Source organism: Cognatundibacterium crateris (genome assembly GCF_010078235.1).
Lineage (GTDB): Bacteria > Pseudomonadota > Gammaproteobacteria > Burkholderiales > Burkholderiaceae_D > Undibacterium > Undibacterium crateris.
The window spans coordinates 1-20290 of sequence record NZ_JAABOS010000010.1 but is presented as its reverse complement, the minus strand read 5'-3'; the positions used below and the strand labels follow the sequence as shown (position 1 = coordinate 20290).

Sequence of the window (20290 nt, the reverse complement as noted above, 5' to 3'; positions counted from 1 at the left end):
TCTGTTCAAGCCTATTTAACTTTGTATCCACGGCAAACCGTGGAAACGCCAACCATCGGCTGTGCCACGATGATGCTGCTCGTTAATCTCGCCCTCGAATCCCTCAAGCACATTGTGAATATCAGTAAATCCAGCCTTTCTGGCCGCTTCCGCCGCCAGTGCTGAACGCTTGCCGCTGCGACAGAGCAGCAGGATTTTTTTATCTTTAGCAACTTTGGCTTCCAGCTCGCGCACAAAGCGCGGATTGCGGGTCAGGCTGGTGCCTGTTGCCCAGGCTACGTGAAGACTGTCAGGCACATAACCGACAAAGCTGCGCTCTTCTGCGGTGCGCACATCCACCAGCACCGCCGCCCCACTCGAGAACAGTGCCCAGGCCTGCTGCGGTGACACGCCATCAGCAGGCGACAACGCCGCCAGCACACTGGTTCTGACTGCATCCTGTGCTGCCGGTGGAATGGAATCATGTAATACGGCGCTCATACGCGGCCCTCCTTAAGCTGGGTCTTTATAAAAATTTTCTGTTGCAATATATGAATTGCGATTAACAAGAATAAGAAACTTGCGCGTTCAGGAAAACGAATAAATACGCGTTTAGATATAACAATTGTGCGTGCATCCTTGATGCCAGAAACAATTTCAATATAGCAACTAAAGGATTGGGGATTTTTATCGGGAATGACATCCGTACTGACTTACACAGGTATTCATAAGAACTCAGGGTGATGTGCAATTCTGGCAATCGGTTGCTATTTGGCAACCCAAAAACCCGCGAAGCAGGTATCTGCTGCGCCATTTGAGCGCTGGCGGCTTAAACAAGTGGACGCAGCAGCGTTCGTTCAGTATTCTTCCTGTATCTGGATGAAAGTATTTTTCTGGAACAAGATTTCAAATTGCGCATAGCCCAAGCTGTAGCCACATGTACGGTCTGAGCTTTAAGCATGCAATCTGAGCATCGTTGAGAAAAATCACCATCCCCAACCGAAAGCATCAACATCACGACCGTCCATCACGAAGCAGCACTGCCTGCGCCAGTTGTATTCGGCAGGCTGTCAGTGCGCTGCTGGAACGGGATCCGGACATTTTTATGTGTTTTAAACGGCGTGATTATTTTTAGGAAATAAATGAAGGAGTCAACCATGGTCTCGGAAGAAACGGGTGTCGTCTACGGAACAGAGGATTTACTGGCGGGTTTATGTAACTCGGTGATCCGCGTTCTGAATGTTGCGACACATAGTAAGGTGCATTATTCCGCGATGGTGCAACGTATTACCAAGATAGGACTTAAGCCGGACATCGGCTGTTTTGTGCTGTTCGATGGCGGTTTTTCAGGGCTGGTGGTATTGAATTTCAACGGCGAGACTGCCTTGGAAATCTACGAAAAATACATGCTCAATATGGGCATGCCTAAGTCAGAACTGGCCACCTCTTTCACATCGGATGAAGTCGCCAATATTCTGGGCGAACTGATGAATCAGATCGTGGGTGACTTCACCGGTAAGATACGACGCGAACTGCAGACCAATATCACCCAGAACCAGCCAAAAATGCTGGTGCTCAACAAGCAGGTCATGCTGAGTGTGGATACCCCACTGGATCGTCCGGAACTGCGCCGCGTCTCCTTCTTCACTGAAAAAAATAATATCTTCTATCTGGAACTGGCGATAGACCGTACCGAATTCATCAAGCTGCATGATTTCGATGCGCATGAAATACCAGATCCGGATGCCTTGCTGGACTTCGAACAATCGAGCCAGGAGGCCAATGCCGCACCGTCTGCTGCGCCAGCCTCAGACGATGATAACGATGAGTTGCTCAAGTCTTTAGGTATGTAATTGCGCGGAAGCGCCTCGTTCTGAACGGCACCTGCGGGTGCCGTTTTTGCGTCTGCCATCCGCTATGCACTTTTCAAAAATAAAAAACCCGCTGCCAACCTGTGGCAGCGGGTTTTCTATATTCAAGCAATCAAAATCAGTGTGGAATAGTCCACGGTATCAGATAGGCCTGTATGCAAGTCATGATACCGATTACGCAGGCAAAGAACAGACTATGCCTGAGCGTGAAGCGGAATAATTCTGACTCCCGGTTCACCAGCCCGGTTGCGGCGCAAGCCACCGCAATGGATTGTGGTGAAATCATTTTTCCGGTCACACCGCCAGTCGTATTCGCAGCGACCAGCAAGGTATTGGACACATCGATCTGGGTAGCTGTAGTGTTTTGCAGCGAGCAGAACAAGGCGTTCGACGAGGTATCCGAACCAGTCAGGAATACACCCAGCCAGCCCAGGAAAGGCGAGAAGAAAGGAAATGCCACACCGGTACCGGCCAACAGCAGCGCCAGTGTCGACGACATACCCGAATAATTAGCAACAAACGCAAAACCTAATACCAGGCCGATGGACAAAACCGGACGCTTGAGTTCAAGCACGGTTTCGGCGAATGCCAGCACCGCATCGCGTGGTTTGAGACGCAACAGGATGGCGGACAAAATGGAAGTCAGCAGGATAGCGGTGCCAACAGCAGACAGCAGATCGAGCTTGAGTATGGCTTCATACGGTTTAGGGCTGGCGACGATAGGTGCAGTCTTCACCACCAGCTGATCCAGAAACGGCACATGGAATTTCAAGACACTGCCAGCCAGTGCGCCATTCGCAGCAAACAAGGCTTTGAACGGCTTCAGGCTCCAGATCGTAACGATCAGGGTCAGCAGTCCAAACGGCGCCCAGGCACGGATAGTCTGTGCTGTGGAATACGGGGAACGACGCTGTTCACGTGTGCTGCCGGCATTGCCTTGTGCTGTGCCACCGTGCAGCGACAAGGCTGCGGCGCCACCACCAACATGCTGCACCTGACGCGCGCTGGCCGGGCTCCAGTATTTCAGGAACACGGTTAAGCTGATCAGACTGACCAGTGCCGAAGTAATGTCCGGTAATTCAGGACCAATGAAATTCGAGGTCAGATACTGGGTCACGGCAAAACTGCCACCCACTACCAGCGCGGCCGGCCAGGTTTCACGCACACCTTTAAAACCATCCATCATCCACACCAGCCAGAATGGGACGAACACCGACAGGAAAGGCAATTGACGGCCAGCGGTCGCACCGATCAGGAAGGGATCGATCCCGGTCACCTGACCTGCCACGATAATCGGTATCCCCATCGCACCGAATGCCACCGGCGCAGTATTAGCGATCAGGCACAAACCTGCTGCATACAAGGGATTGAAGCCGAGGCCAACCAGCAAGGCAGAGGTAATCGCGACTGGCGCACCGAAGCCTGCAGCGCCCTCCAGAAAAGCACCGAACGAAAAGCCGATCAGCAGCATCTGCAAACGCTGGTCATCAGTGATCGATAATACCGAGGCGCGTATTACTTCGAACTGACCAGTTTTTACCACGATTTTGTACAGGAACACCGCAGTGATAATGATCCACGCAATCGGCCACAAACCATACGCAAAACCATAGCCAGCCGCAGCCAGCGCCTGGGTCAGCGGCATCCCATATTCAAACACGGCGACAGCCAGTGCCAGCGCTAGTGTGATGGCGGCAGCGATATGACCTTTGATACGAAACACGGCCAGTGCCACAAAGAAAAACAGGATAGGAATACTGGCGACCAGCGCCGATAAACCCAGGCTCCCTAAGGGCGTGTAAATCTGATTCCAAACTTGCATTCTGGTCTCCTCCAATATGCATTTATTAAATTGAATGTAGCGGCTTACAACGAAACAGTGTCAGGCCCGGCTCAGTCTGTTTTCCCTTTGTCTTTGAGCAATTCGGAAAAGCTGCGCGGGGCCGGTTTTAAGGGGGTGCGGTGGGCGGTCCAGCCCATCTGGGCAGTTGGCGTCAGATGTCTGAAGCGCGTCACCACCCAGCGGAAGCTGCGGTATAACTTAGGCGCGGCATAAGCGCCGCTCCAGAATTTCCAGATCATTTTTTCGCTTTGCGAGAAATGTGCGCCCTGCCCTTTTAAAGGATGTGCGACTTGCTCTTGCGGATGGCGGTTCGCCTCGGTGCGCAGGCGTATCAGCAATTCAGGAATCGGTATCCGCACCGGACACACTTCCGCGCAGGCGCCGCACAATGAGGAGGCAGTCGCCAGATCGGCGGTGCTGTCCAGCCCCAGCAAATGCGGTGAAATGATTTTGCCTATCGGCCCCGGATAAGTGGTGCCATAGGCGTGACCACCGATACGCGCATACACCGGGCAATGGTTCATACAGGCACCGCAGCGTATGCATTGCAGCGTACTGCGCAATTGCTGATCGGCGTAAGCCTGACTGCGGCCGTTATCGAGCAGGATCAGATGCATCTGGCGCGGGCCATCTTTTTCACCGGCACGGCGGGGACCGGAGATCAGATTGAAATACGTGGTGATCGCCTGACCGGTGGCGGAGCGCGTCAGCAGACTGGACAAGGGCACGATGTGCTCCAGTTTCTCCACCACTTTTTCTATCCCCATCAAGGCGATATGCGTGTCGGGCACGGTGGTGGTCAAACGGCCATTGCCTTCATTTTCGACCAGCCACAAAGTACCGGTATCGGCAGCGGCGAAATTCACGCCTGAGAGTCCGATGTCGGCGTCGATAAAGGCCTGACGCAGTGCGCGGCGCCCCGTCTGGATCAGGGTATCGACGTCCTCGCTGTAAGGCGTATCGGGAATATTGTCGGCAAATAAGGTGCCGATATCCTGCTTGGTTTTATGGATTGCGGGCATCACGATATGCGAAGGTTTTTCATCGGCCATCTGCACGATGTATTCGCCCATATCGGATTCCAGACAATGAATACCATGCTGTTCCAGCGCATGATTCATTTCGATTTCTTCGCTGACCATGGACTTACCCTTGATCACACGGGTCGCCTGTTGCTGGCGCGCGATCTGCAAAATCAGCTGATTCGCTTCCTCTGCATTTTGCGCCCAGTGCACTTGCACACCGGCCTGCGTCAGCTTGAGCTCCAGCTGCACCAGCAAATCCGGCAAACGTGCCAGCGCGTGCTGGCGTATCGCTTCGCCCAGATCGCGTAATTGTTCCAGTTCGCTTTGATCCGGAAACTGCACACTGCGTTTATTCTGCAAAAAATCCATCGCGCCGCGAAAGCTTTGACGCAGCTTAGGGTCATTCACAGCCGCTTTGCTGCGCGCCTGGAAATCGGCGGGCGCGACAAACTGTAAAGGCTGAACCTGGTTTTTCATCTTGTGCTCCTTAAGCCAGCTTATCGCCAAGGTCATCGATCAAAACCACCCACAGCGCGCGCGGACCATGTGCGCCGTAGGCCAGGGTTTGCTGAATATCGGAGGTTTTAGACGGGCCGGAAATCATGACCAGATTACTGGGCATACCCTGCGCCCAGCCCTCAGCCTGACAGGCGGTGTAGAGGTCAGCATGTAACTGACTCGCATACAGCAGCGCGATATGCAGCGGCGGCACCAGCGACATCGTGCGCGGCATGTCAGGTGCAGCGGCAACGATCAGGGTGCCGGTACTGGCGATGGCTGAGCGCACCACCGTGAATCCGGCATCGACCTGTTCAAACAAAGCCTGCTTCCAGTGCTCGATAGGCTGATCGAAGTTCAGCAACGCTATCTGTTTCGGCAAACAAGCTTGCAAGGCCTGACTCGCAGGATGGGCGGTATGGGTGAGTATGCGCCGGATGGTGGTGTCGCTTAATTTTTGCGCCAGTTGTGCAGGCCAGTCGGCGTCCTTACAACACAGGACTTCGGCATGTAACAACTCCAGCTGTTTTTTCATTTCACTGAGCAAATATGCGGCTGCTGGCCGCTTTTTGGCCTGAAAGTGTTGCTGGATGCGGACATCTAATTGCGCCACCGGCGCCGCAGGCGCACTCTGCTGTGCGGCAGTTCGCAAACGCTGCAAAATCAGCTCACGGGCGGCGCTCATACTGGCTCTCCGGCTGACTTGGCGGATTGCAGATCAGTTTGCAGATCGGCTTGCACTGTATCGGTTGCATTGGTACGGCGCCATAAAAAACTCGCCATGTGTTCAATGCGGACTGGTTGTTGCTGGTATTCGGCGGCATGACGCAGATTCAGCAGACAGCCACAATCGGCAGTGACCACGCCTTGACAAGAGGTAGCGCGCAAGGCCGCCAGTTTATCCATCACCATCGCGCCGGAGATGGCCGGATGTTTGAGTGAAAAGGTACCGCCAAAGCCACAGCATTCGGATTCACGCTGATGTTCAGCCAAGGTCACTGCGGGCAGTTGCGCCAGTGTCGCCACGCCGTGCTGACGCGTGCCCATCTCACGCCGTGCGCCGCAGGAAGTATGCAAAGCAACGCGTTCAGTCTGGGTATTGGCCTGCGCCAGCTGCGCGAAATCCAGCTGCAATACCTGCTGTAAATATTCAGTGAGTTCAAACACCCGTTCAGACAAATTGGCTGCGCGTTGCGCCTGCAATTCATCATCAGCAAACAGCCGCAGCCAGTGATGTCGCATCATGCCAGCGCAGGAGCCAGAAGGAACAATCACCGGCCAGTCTTCAGTAAACAAGGCCATCTGGGCGGCGGCGACGGCACGCGCCTGCTCAGGATTGCCGCTGCTGTAGGCGGGCTGACCGCAACAGCTTTGCTGCTCGGGATAGTGCACCGTCATGCCTTCACGTTCCAGCAGGCGCACGGCATCCATGCCGGCCTCGGGCACAAACATATCGACCAGACAGGTAACGAACAAGTAAACGTGTTCAGATCGCTTGGGATAGATTCTGCTTTGCACGCGGGTCTCCGGCTGCTTATTGTGACGATTTATAAGTAAAAGTTTTGCGTATAATCTCAGCGACCTGACAGAACACCAAATTGGTAGGACCAATTAATACGGAATACACAATGACGACAAACAGCCGAGGCCGGGTGGAAGAAGTAATGCGTAAGCTGGAGAGTGCGCTACTCGATGGCAGCCTGCCCAGTGGCAGCCGTTTAGCGCCGGAGCGCCAGCTGGCGGAGCAATACGCGGTATCGCGCAATACGGTGCGCGAAGCGATACAGCGGCTGGCGGCACGCGGTCTGTTGCGCGTTAAACCCGGTGCCGGTGTATTTGTGAGTGAACAATTGCGCAGCCATCTGCCCTCACCCTGGGCGCAATTAGTCAGCGATCATCCGGCGTTACGCTCTGATATCCTGGAATTCCGGCGCGTACTGGAAGGCGCAACCGCTTATTTTGCGGCACAACGCGCCACTGACAGCGATAAACAAAAAATCCGAGGTCTGATGCAGGCGCTGAAAACTGCACATGACGAACAGGATACGGTGGCCGAATCCGATGCCGACGCACAGCTGCATGAAGCGATCGCGATGGCTTCGCACAATGTGATGTTCCTGCATTTACAGACCAGTATCATCAGCATGTTACGTGAACATATCACTGTCAACGGCGTCGGTATGCGGCAACAAGACCCGGTGATTTCGGCTCAGCTGATGCAGCAACACCAGGCCTTTGCGGATGCGATTTGCGATGGTCAGCCGGAAGAAGCACGCACTGCCATGCATACCCATATCGACTTTGTACGGCGCTATTTCCGGCAAGACGACGATACGCAGGCCAGTGCCAGTTAAAGAATTGGTTGTACCAGTGAGCCAGCGCTGCGGGTGTTGTCGCTAAAAATTGGTCCTGGTCCACCTGGCTAAGGGCTAAAAGTGGCCCAAATGAGCCATCTGACAGAATTTTCAAGCGAACGATGAAGATTTTTCAGCGCAATGTGCACAAATCACTGTGGCGTATCCTTACCAGATTTCCCAAGTGCTGGTGGCCTGATTCAGATAACCACATTGCAGCAAGGCTGCAGCAAACTGGCCGCTGTCGACCTGAGCCAATATGCCAGGCATCACCTTTTCCATCAGTTGTGGACCATAGCCGTCAGGGCTAAGCGCAAAATGACGGCTGCCACGCAGTGCTACCCGTATGCCCGGCACAGGAATAAACACATGACCATCCACCTGCAACGCCAGATCATCCCGCATAGAAAATGGCGCAAGTATGGCATCGACCTCGCCCTCCGCCAGCATGAGCACCATTTCATGCCAGTTTTTCATATCCAGGCAATGCTTCACGCCAAGTTGCTGCAAAGTCGTCCAGTCCACGCTCCAGTCTTTACTGCACACAAAGCGCAGATCACGTAAGTCTTCTTTTTTGCGGCAACGCAAAGCCATTTCATTGCCAGGCAAAGTGTAAATACCAACCAGGGATTGCTCTGCCGTGATGACGGGCGCTGACAGCAGTACCTCGCTTGCGATGGCCTGTGCATCCGTTTCCCATACTGTGGTTCCGAGGATGGATAACTGCGCGGTTTGCAGCATACGCAGTCCGGTCGCATAGTCAGTCACGGGTACCAGCACGGCTTCCGACTCTGGCAAATAGTCGCGCAAGGCCTGCATCAGAAATCGCAGCTCGACCATGTCGCGTCGTATCATGTCAAAAGCCGGCGACTCTGCATCATAAGCCACGCCCTGCTGCATTAGTAATTGCCAGTCGTCGTAGACATCTTTCGGCACCCCGACCTTGATGGTCCCGGTGGACACATCAGGCGCTTCCAGTGGCAAATACATCGTAATCGTCGTGCCCAAACCGGTCTTGCTTTCCACCAGCATGCGGCCACCGAGAACGAAACTGACTAAATGCTGGCACACATGCAGCCCCAGCCCGCTGCCTGCCTTGCCTATTTTTTTGAGCAACATGGGTTGCAGTATTTCTTTGAGCAAGGCCTCATCGATACCCTGGCCATTATCGGAAAAAATAATCCTGACTGTGGCTTCATCGGATTTGCTGGCTTTAAGACTGATCAAGCCCTGCTCCACCCCGTCTAAAGCATGCACAAATGCATTATTGAACAAGTTGAGCACCAGCTGTGTAATCGCGCCAGGATAAGAGTTCATCACGATGCCGTATCCCACATCGATCAGCATGATGTGATTCGATAATCTGACGCGGCTCTGCAAGGCTGCGCAGCTTTCATCCAGCAAAGTCTGCAGTGAAAACTCACGTTTCTGGCTATTGCGCTGACCGGAAACCAATTGTTTAACGCTGAACATCAGATCATCCACCTTTTGCAGGTTCTGACTCAACATGCTGGTGCCCTGCTGAAACTGGGCCGAGAGATTGCGCAAACCGCTGCGCGTGGCTTCGCCTTCAGCCATTTTTTTAACTGAACGGAGGCATCCGCCAACGTGGAGTTCAACAGGACCAGATTACTGACTGGCGATACCAGCTCATTGGCCACGCCATGTACCAGCGCATCCAGCATCAGATAACGCTCATTTTCCATGAACTGATGTCGCATCTGATCTATTTGCTGCAAGGCCTCAATCAGACGCTGATTGCTGGTATCCAGCGCTTTCGTCAAACTATCGGCCCGTTCTTGCAACATGGCAAGCTGGGCTGCATCCTGACTATGTTGCGTTTCCAGCAGCGATAAGCTGCGACTGTCTTTCCATCGCAGATAGCCGCTGACGGCCAGTGTCAGCAGCAGTCCAGTCAGCAGTAACAGCAAGGCCCAAAACACGCGGGAACCGGATAGCGGCCATGCAAGCAGGACGCTGGCAAACGCAAGCAAGCCAGTCAGCGCAGTTCCAGTCAGCAAGTATGTCCAAAGAGCCTTGCCTGGATAGCGTTTCTCAAATCCCAAATTATTCTCTCTTCCCCAAAAATTGCACTTCACCCACACCATGTCGTCATACTGCAAGACTGCAGTATTGCAAAAACAAGGCAAATGCCTGGGGCCAGATCACATTACATTGCGTATGCGCAAAGCCGCACTCACTTACCAGGCCTGATGTGTTGCGTAAAGAGGATGCGCACCGTGAGTGGCTTCAGCAAATTCAGCCCAGGGTTGCTGCACAACCTGGACTCAAGCGCAGAATCGTACGAAATGGCCTGGTGGATCTTGCCGACACGCATGCGGGACACAATGCATCTCTTCATCTCCAGGCATATGCTGAATGATTAATGTATGCGCTGAATATCAATGTTAACAGCCCTGGTGTCCGGAAAGATGCTGAGGTCGGACTTACGCAGATTTCTGGCAAGGCAGATGTGCTTCATTTAGGCCGTCCAACACGTGGATAGCGAGCCCTTATGCAGCCAGCACGGCGATAAGCAAAGTTCAGCAATTATTGTTGCATAAAGGTCAAAGCTCAGCCTCACCATTTGCAAATTGATACATTTCCGTGAAATCAGCACATAGACATACGCGAGGCTTGATGGCATTACCTGACTGTATTTATTGCCGCTCGCCAGCATTCATTTCTTCTTATCAACAACAAGTAATTTCAATCTGAAAACAGACGTTACTTATTGTTACTTCTAAATAAGAGAAATTGGCTTCAAAACGTCGTTTAATGCATACTTTGTTTTGTCGCAGAACAACTTCTCTTTTTACGAAATTTAGATGATAAGTTGTACGCAACCAGAGAATTTTTCGATATTATCTAAAACTCAATTAAGTATTGCCGAAGAATGAGATCAGCATCCTGGACACCTCTGACAATAATCGTCCCTATGATTCATACATTTTGCTGGTCCGTTCCTGATCTCTGTCAATTCTTCGGCTATATGATTTTTACTCCATTTAACGCACAATTTGCATATCTACGCTAATGAAGAACGATAGACGCGTCATTGACGCCGCCACTTTAGAGAACTTACGTCGTACGATATTGACGATGTTTGCAAAAAATTCATTTAACGACGTTGGCATACGCGAAATTTGCAAAAAAGCCAGGGTCAGCCCGCAAACGATATACAAATACTTCGGCAGTAAAGAAGAAATGTTGTATGCCTGCGTGCGCCAAGACATAGAAAAGCTAAATGAACAGGCATTAGCAGCGGCACGCCGCCCACGCTCAGCCGATCAGCAGATACGTGCTTTTTTTGAGGCATGGGTGCAATATTTCGCTAAAAACCCGAATATCGCCAGCATCGTATTTTTGAATATTCCACAAACCTACTGGGTCAGCAAACGCCACTTCCTGCAGTTGCGCGTAAGTCTGGCGGGGCACGCCACCATCAAACGTGGACAAAAAGCCGGTGTGATTACCAAGAAAATCGACCCGATACTGTTACAAGATTTGATGATGGGCGCTTGCCACCGCGTGATGATACGCTGGCTGACTTTAGAGAAAAACAATCTGCCTGCGCTCAGCAAGCAAATGATTACCGGCGTCATGAATATGATCAAAGCCTGATCTGCCTGCACAACAAAAAGCCAGCAAACGCTGGCTTTTTTTATGTCATCGCACTGGAATCAGGTGGAACGAACCAGATAGCCAGTGAGCTTCCTGACGACGGGCAAGGCCATTAACAGCGTAGGAAATGCAAACAGCCAGGAAATACCCCAGGCGCCGAGCCAGGCATGCACAAAACCGGACGACCAGCCCAGGCTGCGCAAAGTGCTGACTGCCGATATCACGCAAGTCATCAATATCGATAACAAGAATGGCATCACCAGCGATGCATAGCGCGCCGGTAATTTGGGTAATCCGAAAATGGTGTTTGATGTATGTAATTGCATAAATTAGCTTCCATAAGCTGCCAGACCTGTGCCCACTACGCGCAATATGCATAACAACTGCACCGGTTCTGGCCTGTGCCACTAGGCGTGTTGCCTGAGGTTATACGCTTACGGCTGTGTATTTTCATACATAACACGGAGCATGGTGCGTGAAATATTGTTTCCTAAAAGAATGGCACCCGACTGTATGCAACACAGTCTTGCTGCGCTTAAGCAGCCTCAGCGATCAGCGGAAAGCCCTCATCGATCCAGCCAGTCACACCACCAGGCATGGTTTTGACTGGCATGCCCAGACGGGCCAGCCGGATCGCTGCGCGTATCGCGCCATTGCAATGCGGACCTGCGCAGTAGACGACAAACAAAGTCCCGGCAGCATAGTTCTTCATGGTCGATACCACGATTTTTCCATGTGGCAAACTGATCGCACCCGGTATATGCCCAGCTGCATACATGGCATGGCTGCGCACATCCAGCAATACAAAATCCTGCTGCCCGCTGCTGATTGCATTATGTACATCCCAACAATCCGTCTCCCATTCCAGCATGGCAGAAAAATGCGCCAGTGCGCGTGGGCTGTCTGCGGCAGCAACTTCGGTAACCAGTGACATCGCGTTTCCTTTCAGGCTAAGTTTGAACTGTAGTTTGACTTGAATATGTGCCTGACACCAGTGGCACACAGGTCAATCTACGTTAAGATTACGCCATGAAAAATCATCTGGTTGCTGCACTTGCTTATGAAGGTTTATGCACTTTCGAATTCGGCTGTGTGACCGAAGTGTTTGCCCTGCACAGACCGGAATTACAAACCGATTGGTATCAGTTTGCGGTGTGCAGCCTGACACCAGATAGCATGCGGGCTGCAGGCGGTTTGCGTATTCAATGTGAACACGATCTGAGCCTGCTGGCACGCGCAGATAGCATCGTCATTCCGGGCTGGCAGGGTGTGGACGTGCCAGTTCCGGTCGAACTGACTGAGGCTTTACGCGCGGCAGCAGCACGTGGCGCCAGAATTGCCTCGATCTGTTCCGGTGTTTTTGTGCTGGCCGCAGCAGGTCTGCTGAATGGCAAATCCGCAACGACACACTGGCGTTACGCCGCAGACTTACAGCGTAAATTTCCTGCGGTTCGCGTCAATCAAAATGTGTTGTATGTGGATGAGGGTAGCATCGTGACATCGGCCGGTTCAGCTGCAGGCATCGATATGTTGCTGCATCTGGTGCGCAAAGATCATGGTGACCGTATCGCCAATCTGGTGGCACGCCGCATGGTGGTGTCCGGGCATAGAGATGGTGGTCAGGCCCAGTATTTACCGCGCCCAGTATTGCCAGCCGGTGCCGGGGCGATACAAGTACTGATGCAGCAAATTCGTGCTGAACCGGGGCAAAGTTATCCGCTCGCGAAAATGGCCAGGATCGCGGCAGTCAGCATACGTACCCTGCAGCGTCAGTTCACTGACAGTACCGGTATGTCACCGGGTGTCTGGCTGACCCGGGAACGCATTGCCAGCGCCTGTGAATTACTGGAAGAAAGCGATCTGCCGCTGGCGCATATCGCCGGACACTGCGGCTTCGGCTCTGAAGAAAGCATGCGCCATCATTTCCGGCTATCGCTACACTGCAGCCCCTCGCGCTACCGGCGTCAGTTCGGCTTGATGAATAAGAATGAAAGTGACGATGGCAATGGCATCAACACACTACCCGCTGTCCGTTGAGGTTTTCTGACCCTGGGTATGCGCCACTGCAAAATATCTGCATCCTGACTATGCTATAAGCGAACCAGGAGAGAACATCATGGGAATTTTTTATAGTCCGCTCAGCCCGTTCTGGGCATTGATGCTGACCGCCCCGGCGGCGCTGGCGCTGCTGCATGCGCTGCGTTCGGTGCGCAAAGCGCAACTGGAACAACCCACCGTTTTTTCAGCCTGGTGCGCCAGCATCATTCTGCTAGCCCTGATCTGGCGTATGCGGGTCCCGGTGCTGCCTGATCTGCATCTCCATCTGAGCGGTGTCGCTCTGTTTAGCCTGATGTTTGGCCGTCACCTTGCGATTTGCGGTATCAGTATCGCGGTCGCGCTGTACACCTTTGAATACGAAGGCAGTTGGTCAAATCTGGGCGCAAATATATTGCTGCTGGCCGTCATTCCCTGCTGGCTCAGTGACTTACTGTTGAAAAAGACCCAGCAATATCTGCCGCATCATATGTTTGTGTATTTGTTCGGCAATGGCTTCTTTGGTGCCTTACTGGTCAATGCCAGTGTGGGTGGCAGTACGATGGCGTTACGCAGCCTGCTATTCCCCGATGCCGCCCTGCCGGCCGATGCGATTGCCTACATGCTGTTGCTGGCTTGGGGAGAAGCATTTCTGGTGGGATTTTTGGTCACCATCTTCGCCGTGTATCGCCCAGCCTGGTTGCTGACCTTTGACGACAATCTTTATTTGCGTGGCAAATAAAGACTTCGTTCAATTAATTAACGTGTCTTGCAAGGCAAAAAAAAAGCGAACACAGGCGGCATAGACCTGCATTCATTGCCAGTAACAGTTACAGCAAGCACCAACGCTGTTGCCAGCGTCGCATAATACGTCTGCTCTTTAGTTTGATTGCAGACCAAACCAGCCACCCCAGGCTGGCAGCCTGAGCACGGTGCCATCACGCTCATAAGGCAGTTGTACCGCCTCCAGTGTGCTGGCTCCTGCAATGTCCGGCAGATTCAAAGTCACGGCATCTGGCGACAAGTTGAACGCCGCAAACACTTGCTGCTCACCCAGGCTACGCGCTAACAACAGTACCGGTTCAGGCGCATCGAGGAAGCGTATATCGCCGTGTAACAACACCGCTTGCTGCTTACGCCAGCGCAAAATATGGCGTACATAATTGAGTACCGATTGTGGATCGGATTCCTGCTGGTCTGCAGCTTTCGGCAAATGTTCTGCAGACACAGGCAACCACGGCTTATGCGTCGAAAAGCCGGCATACGGTGCAGCTGCCTGCCATGGCATAGGCGTGCGACAACCGTCACGTCCTTTAAACTCTGGCCAGAAAGTTTTACCGTAAGGGTCCTGAATATCTTCAAATGCGATATCCGCTTCGGTCAGACCAAGCTCATCCCCCTGATACAAACAGGGTGTACCACGCAAAGCCATTTGTAAGGCATAGATCATTTTTGCAAATGCCGGGGTCGGCGCAGCACTGCCCCAGCGCGACATGACGCGTGCCACATCGTGATTACCCACTGACCAGGAGACCCAGCCGCCTTTAACGCGTGACTCATATTGCTCGACTTGTTCGCGGATGTAGCCCGCAGTGACCGATGGCGTCAACAGATTGAAGCTGTAGGCCATATGCAGCTTGTCTTCACCTTCGGTATATTGCGCCATCACGGCCAGCGAATCGTCGGCACCGACTTCGCCAATCGCCACCGCATCATACGCATTGAGCAAAGCCCGCACGCGCTGCAGAAAGGCCAGATTTTCCGGCTGAGTTTTATCATAAATGTGCGCTTGCATGCCGTAAGGATTGGTATCCTGCACTGTCTTGGTATCACGGTTTGTCGCGGGCGGATTGCTGCGCAATTGCTGATCATGAAAATGGAAATTACATGCATCCAGCCGGAAGCCGTCCACACCACGCTCCAGCCAGAAACGCATCGCATCCAGATGGGCTTGCTGCACTTCAGGATGATGGAAATTCAGATCCGGCTGACTGGTCAAAAAATTATGCAGGTAATACTGACGACGACGTGCATCCCATTGCCAGGATGAGCCACCAAATACCGACAGCCAGTTATTCGGTGGCGTTCCATCCGGACGCGGATCAGCCCAGACATACCAGTCGGCCTTAGGATTATCGCGACTCTGGCGACTCTCGATAAACCATGGATGCTGATCTGAGCAGTGCGACAACACCTGGTCGATCATAATTTTGAGACCGAGACGGTGTGCCTTTTCCAGCAAGCGTTCAAAGTCTTTCAGCGTTCCGAATAGCGGATCGACATCACAGTAATCGGAAACATCGTATCCAAAATCTGCCATAGGCGATTTAAAAAACGGAGAAATCCAGACCATATCCACGCCCAGCGCCGCAATATAATCGAGCCGTTCCGTAATACCAGGCAAGTCACCGATACCATCGCCATTGCTGTCGGCAAAGCTGCGTGGATAAACCTGATAAATCACCGCTTCACGCCACCACTGCGCCGACTGAATGGATTGCGCTGAATTTTGTAAATCGTTGGAAGTTTTCATAGCCTTTTATCTTTTAATACGGATGCCCAATTGCTGCGCCTTCATATTCTGAGGCAGGCAAACAAAAGGATAAAATCAAGCTGATACAGCGCTGTGCCTATCCTGCCGCATGCGCGTCACGGACAAAGTGTCTGATCACGCAGATGCTCGTCGAGTATCGCTGCCACACCCAGAAATGCGGGATATTGGGCAGTGATCAGGAAAGTTGGAATCTGAGCCAAAAATGCAGAAAAGCGCCCCTTGGCTTCAAAGCGCTGACGGAAGGCTGACTGAACAAAAAATTCGCCCAGTCTTGGCACGATGCCGCCACCGATGTAAATCCCGCCGCCCGCACCCAGTGTCATCGCCAGATTACCCGCTACCGTACCCAGCATAGCGCAGAACAAAGACATGGTCTGATGAGACAGTGCGCAACCGCCATCCAATGCACGCTGACTGATCTCAGCGGCAGTCAGAGGCGTATCAAGTTGCACTTCACCCAACTCCGCCAGAACACGATACAGCAGTTCGATACCCATGCCTGAAATCAGGCGCTCCGCTGATACATGCGGAAAGTCACGCCAGATACGTTCCAGTATGCGGGTCTCCAACTTATCGACAGGTGAATAAGTGACATGCCCACCCTCACTGCACAGCGGTATCCAGCGCTGACCGCAAGGAATAATGCCGGACACACCGAGACCGGTTCCGGCGCCGAGCAGGCCTATTACCTTCGCGGGTTGCACAGTACCGCCGCCTATCTGCACTTTCTCCTGCGGACGCAGATGTGGCAATGCCATCGCCAGCGCAGTGAAATCATTGACCACCAACAGCGTATTCAATTGCAGCGAGCGCTTCAACTCCTGGATAGAAAAACTCCAGTGATGATTGGTCATACTGACGATATCCCCAATCACAGGATTGGCGATTGCAATCGCAGCATCGGTAATACGTATACTGCTCAAGGTATTTTGCTGAACCAAACTCAGGTAAGCCAAAATCGCGCTACGCAAATCCGGATAGGCATTGCAGGCAAAAACCTGTACCTGTTCAAACTGCTGCGGACCAACTTCGATAGCAAAACGTGCGTTTGTGCCGCCGATATCGGCCAGCAAGCGCGGTGTCACGTCAGCTTGCATTGTGATTTCCTGCACCGTTTTTCTCACTTAAAAATTTTCCGGGATCAAATAGAGAACAGCGTGTGCCTGGCATGGTGACCAGCACACGATATGTAGGAATACTACATTTATTCCAATAGGCTGTCTATTTTTTTAAACACACAGCTTAATTCAACCGACAGCAAAGGAATTTCACTTCCAACAGCAACGAAATAATGCTAAATTTCAGTCATTCTAAATGTAGTCAAACTACTTAACTACAACACCATAATGACAGAGACAATTTCCTTATTGCGCGCAATACGATCCCCGTCAGCACTTGCGCTGTTATTGATGGTGGCCAGTTCAAGCTGGGCCACCACCAGTCCGGCCAGCGCCAAACTCAGCCTGGCCGATTGCGACATGCCCACTCACCAGACAGTTTTGCATCCCAGTCAGCTAAAACAGAATGACGCCAGTGCGCAATGGCTAAGCCCAGAGCTGATCCACTGGTCTGGGCAAAAAACTCACAGCGACGCCGCGCAATACCGTCTCTACTATTCAAACTCGGCAGGACTGCATATTGCCCACGACGGCAAGATGCAAGGTGAAGATGGCAAGCTGGCACTGACACCGGCTACGCGCGCTCCGGCCAAACCAGATCAGGCACAATTTCAGTATCTGCCAGCAGGGCTGCAATTCCAGTTAGAGCAAGACCCCGACCGGATACGACAATTACTGCGGTCGCAACTGATCATCGCAAAAGAAGATGGCAAGGGTAACGTCCTCAGCTACACCCACCTGCAACATGCTGCAGCACTCGACGCTTTATATATAGGCGCGCAGCAGGCCACACTCGGCGTCAGCCTGCCCGGGCAGGGCGAAAAAAGCGCCGGCACGCATTTTCAGTTATGGGCACCAACTGCGACACAAGTTGCCGCATGTGTATACAAGAATGGCAAAGCGAACGCTAGCCAGCTCAGCCTCATGAGTTTTGACGCCGCGCCTGGCACCTGGCATACGACACTGAAGCAAAACTTATCCGGCCATTACTACCGCTATCTGGTGGATGTGTATGTAGCAGGCAATGGCATAGTGCGCAATCTGGTCACAGACCCTTATTCCATCAGTCTCAACACTGACTCGCAGCGCAGTTATATCGCTGATTTAAATGCAGCCAACTTAAAACCGGCCGGATGGGATCAGCAGCAACGTCCGCAGCGCGTCAAAACGGCCACGGACATGGCGATCTATGAATTGCATGTGCGGGATTTCTCAATATCAGATGACAGTGTGCCGCGTCGTGACCGGGGTAAATTTCTGGCATTCACACACAACAACTCCAAGGGCATGCGGCACTTGAGCGAGTTGAGCCAGGCTGGTCTGACCGATGTCCATCTGTTGCCCATATTTGACATTGCAACCATCCCGGAAAAAAACTGCATCAACCCGCGCATCAACAGCAAAGGCGCTGATCCTAAGGCGCAAACCGTGATCGCAAAAATCGCTGAGCGCGATTGCTTCAACTGGGGCTATGACCCCTACCATTACAGCGCGCCGGAAGGCAGCTATGCCAGCAATCCCGAAGATGGCGCCGCCAGAATCCGCGAATTCCGCCAACTGGTGATGGCCCTGCATCAGGCCGGACTCAGGGTGGGTATGGACGTGGTCTACAACCATACCGCCTACACAGGCCAACATGCACGCTCCGTACTGGATCGCATCGTGCCCGGCTACTATCATCGCCAGAGTCCAAGCGGAAAAATCGAAGACTCAACTTGCCAGCCTTGCGGCAATACCGCAACAGAAAACAAGATGATGGCCAAGCTGATGACGGATTCCGTACGACTCTGGGCGAAACAATATCAGATCGACTCTTTCCGTTTTGATTTGATGGGGCATCAGCCGCGCGCTGTGATGGAAGAACTGCGGGATCAGCTGGCTGCCGATAATGGGCGCGCCATACAGTTAATCGGTGAGGGCTGGAATTTCGGTGAAGTCGCTAATAATCAGCGTTTTGTACAAGCCAGCCAGCTTTCATTAAATGGCAGTCAGATTGCGACTTTCAGCGACCGTGCGCGGGATGCCTTGCGCGGCGGCGGCCACGGTGATACGCCGGACAGCATCAGGCAGCGCCAGGGCTATATCAATGGCATGCTGGATCGCCCGAATAGCAGCGTAACCCAGGCATACACTCAGCAAGAAAAAATGCGTGCAGCAGATATGGTCAGGCTGGGTCTGGCCGGTTCGGTCGCCAGCTACCGTATGCAAACTGCGAATGACACGGTGCTGCGCCTGCAGGATATCGATTACAACGGTCAGCCTGCAGGCTATGCGAGCCAACCAGGTGAAGTGGTCAATTACGTAGAAAACCATGACAACCAGACCTTGTTTGATCTGAATGTCTACAAACTGCCGGACAACAGTACGCCTGAAGACAGAATGCGGGTACAGGTGCTGGGCCTGGGCTTTACCCTACTCAGTCAGGGCATACCCTATCTGCATGCGGGCAGCGAAATCCTGCGCTCCAAATCCATGGATAGTAATAGCTATAATTCCGGCGACTGGTTTAATGTCCTCGACTGGAGCTATCGCAGCAATGGCTATGGACGCGGGCTACCGCCTGCTAATGATAATCAGCAGTTCTACCCGCTGCTACGCACCTTATTAGAGAACACTGCCATCCCACCGGCGCAGTCCGACATCCTGAGCACCAAGGCAGCTGTACTGGATTTATTAAAAATCAGGCAAAGTTCAAGCTTGTTCCGGCTCAGCGATTCAGCGGATATCAGTCAGCGTTTACGTTTCTTCAATACCGGCGCACAGCAAAATCCGGCATTAATCGTGATGCAGCTGGATGGCAGCAATTTACCTGGCGAAGCATACCGTCGCATTGTCGTCATTTTTAATAGCGCCGATACGGCACAAATGATACAGATTCCTGAACTCAACAACCTGCCTTTACAACTGCATCCTGTGCATCAGAACACAGTGGCGGGTGATCGCAGAATTGCGCGGGAAGTCAGATATGACGCGGCAAGTGCAGCTTTTTACGTTCCTAAACGCAGTATCACCACATTTACAGAAATGAACTGATATCCAGCCACTGGAATTTATGTGATACTGAAACTCACCCGTGTATTTTTGTACAGGAGGTTTATGCATCCAGCACACATCAAGCCAATATTGCTGCGACCGTCAGAATTAACATTTAACCTACAAAGTTCATAGCAGAATCGAAAATGTTTCTGTAAATGTTTCTATATTTGGAAAAATTCTGGCTTAAGTACAAAAAATATGAAAAGTTTTCAGTCATAAGACGAAAATTTTTATTCAACAGCGGTTATTATTAGCGCCTTCGTATTCTTAGATTGAGGAGACAGTCGGAATGGATTTTTCAGATCGCCAGCAAGAGCCGGGCAAGAAGTTCCTGGGCATAGGGCTGGTAGTGGC

The 20290-nt window shown here is 52.4% G+C and carries 17 protein-coding genes; 6 read left to right on the top strand and 11 right to left on the bottom strand.

Annotated features, from left to right (window positions below; translation table 11 throughout):
* Window positions 1-15: 15 nt before the first annotated feature.
* On the bottom strand, window positions 16-480 hold the full coding sequence (locus EYB48_RS16545) for a rhodanese-like domain-containing protein (RefSeq protein WP_162021492.1): 465 nt from the start codon (window positions 478-480) through the stop codon (window positions 16-18).
* A gap of 656 nt (window positions 481-1136) precedes the next feature.
* Between EYB48_RS16545 and EYB48_RS16540 the strand changes: the two genes are divergently transcribed.
* Window positions 1137-1832, top strand: a complete 696-nt coding sequence (locus EYB48_RS16540; protein ID WP_162021594.1) for a DUF3334 family protein — start codon at window positions 1137-1139, stop codon at window positions 1830-1832.
* 136 nt (window positions 1833-1968) lie between these two features.
* On the opposite strand, the gene EYB48_RS16535 is transcribed toward EYB48_RS16540, so the two are convergent.
* From EYB48_RS16535 to EYB48_RS16520, 4 genes are all read right to left on the bottom strand, one after another.
* Window positions 1969-3672 (bottom strand): lactate permease LctP family transporter, encoded by a 1704-nt coding sequence (locus EYB48_RS16535; protein ID WP_162021491.1) that lies wholly within the window; start codon window positions 3670-3672, stop codon window positions 1969-1971.
* A gap of 71 nt (window positions 3673-3743) precedes the next feature.
* Entirely contained in the window at window positions 3744-5195 is a 1452-nt protein-coding gene (locus tag EYB48_RS16530) for a LutB/LldF family L-lactate oxidation iron-sulfur protein (protein WP_162021490.1), read from the bottom strand.
* A 10-nt stretch (window positions 5196-5205) separates the two neighbouring features.
* Window positions 5206-5901: a LutC/YkgG family protein gene (locus EYB48_RS16525; protein WP_162021489.1), complete on the bottom strand. Its 696-nt coding sequence runs from the start codon at window positions 5899-5901 to the stop codon at window positions 5206-5208.
* Complete coding sequence (locus EYB48_RS16520) at window positions 5898-6734, bottom strand: (Fe-S)-binding protein (RefSeq protein ID WP_162021488.1); 837 nt, start codon at window positions 6732-6734, stop codon at window positions 5898-5900. The genes EYB48_RS16525 and EYB48_RS16520 overlap by 4 nt, the downstream gene beginning before the upstream one ends.
* Window positions 6735-6844: 110 nt before the next feature.
* Here EYB48_RS16520 and EYB48_RS16515 point away from each other — a divergent pair, with 110 nt between their 5' ends.
* Window positions 6845-7570, top strand: coding sequence for a FadR/GntR family transcriptional regulator (locus EYB48_RS16515; RefSeq protein ID WP_162021487.1), 726 nt, complete (start codon window positions 6845-6847; stop codon window positions 7568-7570).
* Between the two features lie 168 nt (window positions 7571-7738).
* Here EYB48_RS16515 and EYB48_RS16510 read toward each other — a convergent pair whose 3' ends face one another.
* Together EYB48_RS16510 and EYB48_RS16505 are read right to left on the bottom strand one after the other, a co-directional pair.
* Window positions 7739-9148 carry a sensor histidine kinase gene (locus EYB48_RS16510; RefSeq protein ID WP_162021486.1) on the bottom strand — a complete coding sequence of 470 codons (1410 nt, stop codon included), beginning with the start codon at window positions 9146-9148 and terminating at the stop codon, window positions 7739-7741.
* Window positions 9073-9591 (bottom strand): hypothetical protein, encoded by a 519-nt coding sequence (locus EYB48_RS16505; protein WP_162021485.1) that lies wholly within the window; start codon window positions 9589-9591, stop codon window positions 9073-9075. Before EYB48_RS16505 ends, EYB48_RS16510 begins: the two co-directional genes overlap by 76 nt.
* 1015 nt (window positions 9592-10606) lie before the next feature.
* On the opposite strand from EYB48_RS16505, the gene EYB48_RS16500 reads away from it, so the two are divergent.
* Window positions 10607-11194 carry a TetR/AcrR family transcriptional regulator gene (locus tag EYB48_RS16500; protein ID WP_162021484.1) on the top strand — a complete coding sequence of 196 codons (588 nt, stop codon included), beginning with the start codon at window positions 10607-10609 and terminating at the stop codon, window positions 11192-11194.
* Between the two features lie 59 nt (window positions 11195-11253).
* Here the strand turns inward: EYB48_RS16500 and EYB48_RS16495 are convergent, their stop codons facing one another.
* Together EYB48_RS16495 and EYB48_RS16490 are read right to left on the bottom strand one after the other, a co-directional pair.
* Window positions 11254-11520, bottom strand: a complete 267-nt coding sequence (locus tag EYB48_RS16495) for a DUF2798 domain-containing protein (protein WP_162021483.1) — start codon at window positions 11518-11520, stop codon at window positions 11254-11256.
* A 209-nt stretch (window positions 11521-11729) separates the two neighbouring features.
* The gene (locus EYB48_RS16490; RefSeq protein WP_162021482.1) at window positions 11730-12128 is read right to left on the bottom strand and encodes a rhodanese-like domain-containing protein; all 399 of its coding nucleotides are present in this window, start codon (window positions 12126-12128) and stop codon (window positions 11730-11732) included.
* A gap of 95 nt (window positions 12129-12223) precedes the next feature.
* Here EYB48_RS16490 and ftrA point away from each other — a divergent pair, with 95 nt between their 5' ends.
* On the top strand, window positions 12224-13231 hold the full coding sequence (gene ftrA, locus EYB48_RS16485) for a transcriptional regulator FtrA (RefSeq protein WP_162021481.1): 1008 nt from the start codon (window positions 12224-12226) through the stop codon (window positions 13229-13231).
* A gap of 79 nt (window positions 13232-13310) precedes the next feature.
* Complete coding sequence (locus tag EYB48_RS16480) at window positions 13311-13970, top strand: energy-coupling factor ABC transporter permease (protein WP_162021480.1); 660 nt, start codon at window positions 13311-13313, stop codon at window positions 13968-13970.
* A 138-nt stretch (window positions 13971-14108) separates the two neighbouring features.
* On the opposite strand, the gene EYB48_RS16475 is transcribed toward EYB48_RS16480, so the two are convergent.
* Together EYB48_RS16475 and EYB48_RS16470 are read right to left on the bottom strand one after the other, a co-directional pair.
* Window positions 14109-15761 (bottom strand): alpha-glucosidase family protein, encoded by a 1653-nt coding sequence (locus EYB48_RS16475; RefSeq protein ID WP_162021479.1) that lies wholly within the window; start codon window positions 15759-15761, stop codon window positions 14109-14111.
* 116 nt (window positions 15762-15877) lie between these two features.
* Window positions 15878-16879, bottom strand: a complete 1002-nt coding sequence (locus EYB48_RS16470; RefSeq protein ID WP_162021478.1) for a glucokinase — start codon at window positions 16877-16879, stop codon at window positions 15878-15880.
* Between the two features lie 249 nt (window positions 16880-17128).
* Here EYB48_RS16470 and EYB48_RS16465 point away from each other — a divergent pair, with 249 nt between their 5' ends.
* Complete coding sequence (locus tag EYB48_RS16465) at window positions 17129-19933, top strand: alpha-1,6-glucosidase domain-containing protein (protein WP_235935223.1); 2805 nt, start codon at window positions 17129-17131, stop codon at window positions 19931-19933.
* Window positions 19934-20290: the final 357 nt, after the last annotated feature.